The 4,408-nt window shown below is 65.8% G+C and carries 3 protein-coding genes and 2 pseudogenes; 3 read left to right on the forward strand and 2 right to left on the reverse strand.

Annotated features, from left to right (window positions below; genetic code table 11):
- Window positions 1-305: 305 nt before the first annotated feature.
- From ABZS40_RS36305 to ABZS40_RS36315, 3 genes and pseudogenes are all read left to right on the forward strand, one after another.
- Window positions 306-1,073: a DUF3152 domain-containing protein gene (locus tag ABZS40_RS36305; protein ID WP_354949241.1), complete on the forward strand. Its 768-nt coding sequence runs from the start codon at window positions 306-308 to the stop codon at window positions 1,071-1,073.
- 134 nt (window positions 1,074-1,207) lie between these two features.
- Entirely contained in the window at window positions 1,208-2,512 is a 1,305-nt protein-coding gene (locus tag ABZS40_RS36310; protein ID WP_354949237.1) for a D-alanyl-D-alanine carboxypeptidase, read from the forward strand.
- Between the two features lie 27 nt (window positions 2,513-2,539).
- A pseudogene (locus ABZS40_RS36315) lies at window positions 2,540-2,692 on the forward strand (IS256 family transposase); the annotation flags it as partial.
- 124 nt (window positions 2,693-2,816) lie between these two features.
- Here ABZS40_RS36315 and ABZS40_RS36320 read toward each other — a convergent pair.
- Both ABZS40_RS36320 and ABZS40_RS36325 read right to left on the reverse strand, forming a co-directional pair.
- Window positions 2,817-4,205 (reverse strand): transposase, encoded by a 1,389-nt coding sequence (locus tag ABZS40_RS36320; protein ID WP_354949239.1) that lies wholly within the window; start codon window positions 4,203-4,205, stop codon window positions 2,817-2,819.
- Between the two features lie 68 nt (window positions 4,206-4,273).
- Window positions 4,274-4,408 (reverse strand): annotated as a pseudogene (locus tag ABZS40_RS36325) (IS630 family transposase); the annotation flags it as partial.

Consider the following 4,408-nt stretch of genomic DNA (forward strand, 5'->3'; position numbering starts at 1 on the left):
CCATAACCAGCAAGCGCTGAGAGACGAACCGCGCACCGGCATCGGGGCCAATCCTGACGCCGGTGCGCGGCCGCCATTCCTGCCACCAACACCTCGACCGCCACCTAAATTCCGTCATCGCTCGATGGCGCTCGTTGCGGTCGCCGCGTTGCCAGACGCAGAGGTCCAATGCATGGGATGCCGTGAGGAGCATAGCTTTGGGTCAAGCTCAATCAATTTCTTGTCGTCGTCCATCGTCATACCGGAGCCGGCATCGATCGCGTAGGCAATTTCGGCGCGGTCAGGCGGCCGGCCTGGTGCTGGTGATGGTGGGTGGTGTGCTCGCGCTGATCGGGGTCTTCGTCGCACCTCCTGAAGCACCGGCAACCAGCAGGCCTGTTCAAGCGGTGCGTTCGCCCAAAGTCATGGAGTCGACTCGTTCGACGCCGCCCGTGCGTGCAGAGGCGCCCGAGTCTGCGGCACCCAGGCTGCGAGTGCTCGGCACGGTGCCCTCAACTGGACGCGGCACCTTCGAGTACGCTGCGGGGCGCGGCTCTACGGTGGGTCGGGCTGGTCGCCTTCTCCGCTACAGGGTCGCAGTTGAGTACGGCGCGAACGAGAACGTCGGGGAATTCGCTGACGCTGTGGAAGCGACGCTCAGCGACCGCAGGAGCTGGATCGGCGGCGGGGATCTGCGGCTTCAACGTGTGCCGCGCGGCGACAGTTATGACTTTACCGTCTTCTTGGTTACTTCTGGCACCGCCCGTGAGATGTGTGCGGCGGTGTGGGTGGACATTCGTGTCTACGGCGAGCCTTTCACCTCTTGTCGGGGTCAGGGAAAAGTGATCATCAATCTTGACCGTTGGAAACTTTCTGTCGACCATTTTGTCGAGGCCAAGGTGTCACTTGACATTTACCGAAAGTACGTTATCAATCATGAAGTAGGGCATGAGTTGGGAAATGCGCACCAGCGGTGCCCCGGCGCGGGCATGCCGGCGCCTGTAATGATGCAGCAGACGCTTTTTCTCAAAGGCTGCATGGCCAACCCCTGGCCGTACTTGGGCGGCGAGCTTCACAGCGGACCGCAATTGTAAGGATCGCCCGCGCGGAAGGCCCGGCAGACGGCGGCCAAACTGCGCCACACTGACAAGCAGCCGATTACCCCGGACGTTCGCTTAGGCCGTAAGGCGCAGCATGCGTGCTACCGGAGGACAGTAAAGGAGACGCCGTGTACGGTCCGACGGATCTGCCTACCGTGGAGTTCAGGCGGTTGTCGCCAGGGCCGCCGGTTCAGCGTGGCCGCCGTCGCATTACGTGGTCGCTGGGCGTATTCCTGGCCGTGCTGCTGCTGCTGCTCGTCGGCGGCGGGATGTATGCGGTCGCACCACTGCGTGACCCGCTGCCGGCTGCGACGGTCAAGGTGACGCTGCCCACGTCGATGGCCATCCCCGGCACGGTGCCGCGAATGCCCTGGCCGCGTTCGGGGCAGGCGATGATCTCTGTTGACGGGGTCGGGACGTTCGGGGCCTTCGGTGGTTCAAAGCCGCTGCCCATCGCGAGCGTGACAAAGGTGATGACGGCCTACGTCATCCTCACCGAGCACCCGCTCGCCGCCGGCGAGCACGGGCCGAAGCTCACGATCAGCGCTGAGCAGGCGGCCGCGTACCCGGCGGAAAGGGCGCGCGGCGAGTCGCTCGTCGAGGTGCGGGCCGGAGAGATCATCACCGAAAGGCAGGCGCTGCAGGCCCTACTCCTGCCCTCGGCGAACAACATGGCGCGCATCCTCGCCGCCTGGGACTCCGGCAGCGTCGCGGCCTTCGTCAAGAAAATGAACGCCGTCGCGGACGACCTCGGCATGTCTGACACCCACTACACCGACCCGTCCGGCCTCGACCCCGACACCGTGAGTACCGCAGAAGACCAGGTGATTCTTGCGAGCAGAGCGATGGAGCTGCCGGCGTTCGCGGAGATCGTGCGGCAGAAGCGAGCGACTATACCGGTGGCCGGCACAGTGCGAAACTACAACGAGCTGGTCGGCCGCGGCGGGGTGGTGGGGATCAAGACCGGCTCTACCGACGAGGCCGGTGGCTGCCTTGTATTCGCGGCGGTAGTCTCGGTGGACGGCCGAAAGCTCCGCATCGTCGGCGCTGTTCTAGGCCAGCCCGGGGCCAACACTCCCGTCCAGCTGGACCGGGTGTTCGCGGTGACCCGGTCGTTGCTGCGCGTGACTGCGAATGTGCTCGCGGTCCACACGCTCGTCGAGGCCGGCGAGCAGGTCGCTACCTTGCGCGGCCCGCTCGGCGCGGGCAGCACCGTCAACGCCATTAAGAGGGTCCAGGTGATCGGCTGGCCGGGTCTGCGGGTACGGCTCAACGTGCAGATCCCCGCCGTGTCCTCGGGGATTCCGGCCCACACCGAACACGGTCAGCTCACCGCCACGATCGGCGCCGGCGAGCCGGTAGTAGCCGCCTTGCGCACCGGTGCCGCAATGGAACCACCAACCACCTGGGAACGCATCCGTCACCATCGCTGACCGCGCTACCGGGACTACCTTCTCAACGAGCTGGCCGCGTTGAAGTGTCTGTACCTGGTGACCCGCTCCCTGGACCCCACCGGGGCAGGCAGAACCCGATGGACGATCCGTTGGAAGCCCGCGTTGAACGCCTTCGCCATCACCTTCATCGACCGATTTCCAGCCGCTGAAACCTACTAACCAAGAACGCCGGAAACACCCTTAGTAGTGCTTTGTTGGGTTGGGACGAGTTGGTGGCGGGTAGGGCAGAACCTGAGCCAGGTCGCGAGTAGGTACTGCAGTTCGCGGAGGACGGCGTAGAGGCTCAGTTCCGCCCTACTGCTTTTGGGAGTGTCAGCCGCAGTTGGGTGAGGAACAGTTGGGCGGCCGCAGTGAGGGTGACGTGGCGGTGCCAGCCGATCCAGGAGCGTCCTTCGAAGTGGTCGAGGCCGAGGCCGGTTTTGAGTTCGCGGTAGTCGTGTTCGATGCGCCAGCGGCTCTTGGCCAGGCGGACCAGTTCGGCAAGTGGTGTGTCGGCGGGTAGGTCGGACAGCCAGTAGTCGCTGGGTTCGTCCTGATCAGGGGGCCATTGCACGAGCAGCCAGCATTCGGGCAGGACTCCGTCGTCGCCGCGGTGTGGACCGCGTTGGATCACTCGGCCGGCGGGACGCGCCCGCAGGGCGAAGAAGTGCCCGGACAGCTCACCGACAGGCCGGTCCGGGTCGCGGTTGGCTGCGGGTAGCCGGGCACGCCAGCGCACCAGGCGCGCCGTGTCGGCACCGTGGGCGAGGGCGAGGTCTTTCAGGTTGCGGGCCGGGTGGGGGTAGCGCGGTGTGGGATGCGGGCCAACTCCGGCGTAGGGCACCTCGACGGGTTGGGCGTCGCCGGGTTGCGCGGTAGTGGACGACGTGGTCGCCACGATGTAGCCGATACCGCGTTCGGTCAGGCCCTGACGGAACTCGGCGACCTGGCCGTAGCCGGCGTCGGCGGTCAACAGCGGCGGACGCAGCCCCCACTCGGCCAACTCGTCGAGCATCTCCAGGGCCATCATCCACTTCGGCCGGTACCGCTCGGTGTCGGGGACCTTGGATGCCGCCCGCCGCCGGCGAATCAGCGCGATCTGCTCGGCAGGCGGTACCTGTTGTCGCACATGGGGTTTCTTCGCCCCGGCCTGATCGCGGGTGACCGGCTCGCGGCGCAGCCTACGAGCGTGCGCGTTCACGGGCTTACCGTCCGGACCGGGCACACACGTGTCATCCCAGGACTCCGGCACGAACAATCGCCAGTTCAGCACCGCCGACGCGGCGTCGGTCGCGGCGTGAACGCTGACGGCGATCTGGCAGTTGGCGACCTTGCCCAGAGTGCCGGAGTACTGCCGGGCCACACACGCCGAAGCCTTGCCGTCCTTGGGAAACCCCGTGTCGTCGACCACCCACACCTGAGGCGTCACCATATCGACCGCGGCGGAGGCCAGCCGGCGCCGCACACCAACGACATCCCAGGTCGACGAGGTCAGAAACTGCTGCAACTGCTGGTGATCGACCCCGAGCCGCTCGGCCATCGGCTGCATCGACTTCCGCCGACCGTCCAGCATCAGCCCACGCAGATAGCGCAGACCGGTCGCCCGCTGATCCGAGCGCCGCAGCCCCGCGAAGATCCCCGCCGCGAAGTCCTCCAACCGCGCCCGCACCCGAACCAGATCCCGCTCATCCACGCACCGCAGCCAAACACCGTCACGATCCCCGCACAAGCGACACGCCACAACGACCTAACAAAGCACTACTAGTGTCCTGAGTCGTTAGAAGCTTTATTGATTCGGGTACAGTAGTTGGCGAGGTTGTCGAGGATCTGGTCGGCGGTTTTGGTCCAGACAAAGGGTTTGGGGTTGTCGTTCCATGCGGCGATCCAGTCGTTGAC

Origin of the sequence: Micromonospora sp. NPDC005324, assembly GCF_040607155.1 — a bacterium.
In the GTDB taxonomy this organism is placed as follows: Bacteria; Actinomycetota; Actinomycetes; order Mycobacteriales; family Micromonosporaceae; genus Micromonospora; species Micromonospora trifolii.

What these genes read in the sequence shown, in the direction of transcription:
- ABZS40_RS36305 (WP_354949241.1), top strand. Translation starts at nt 306, where the DNA reads ATGGTGGGTGGTGTGCTCGCGCTGATCGGGGTCTTCGTCGCACCTCCT.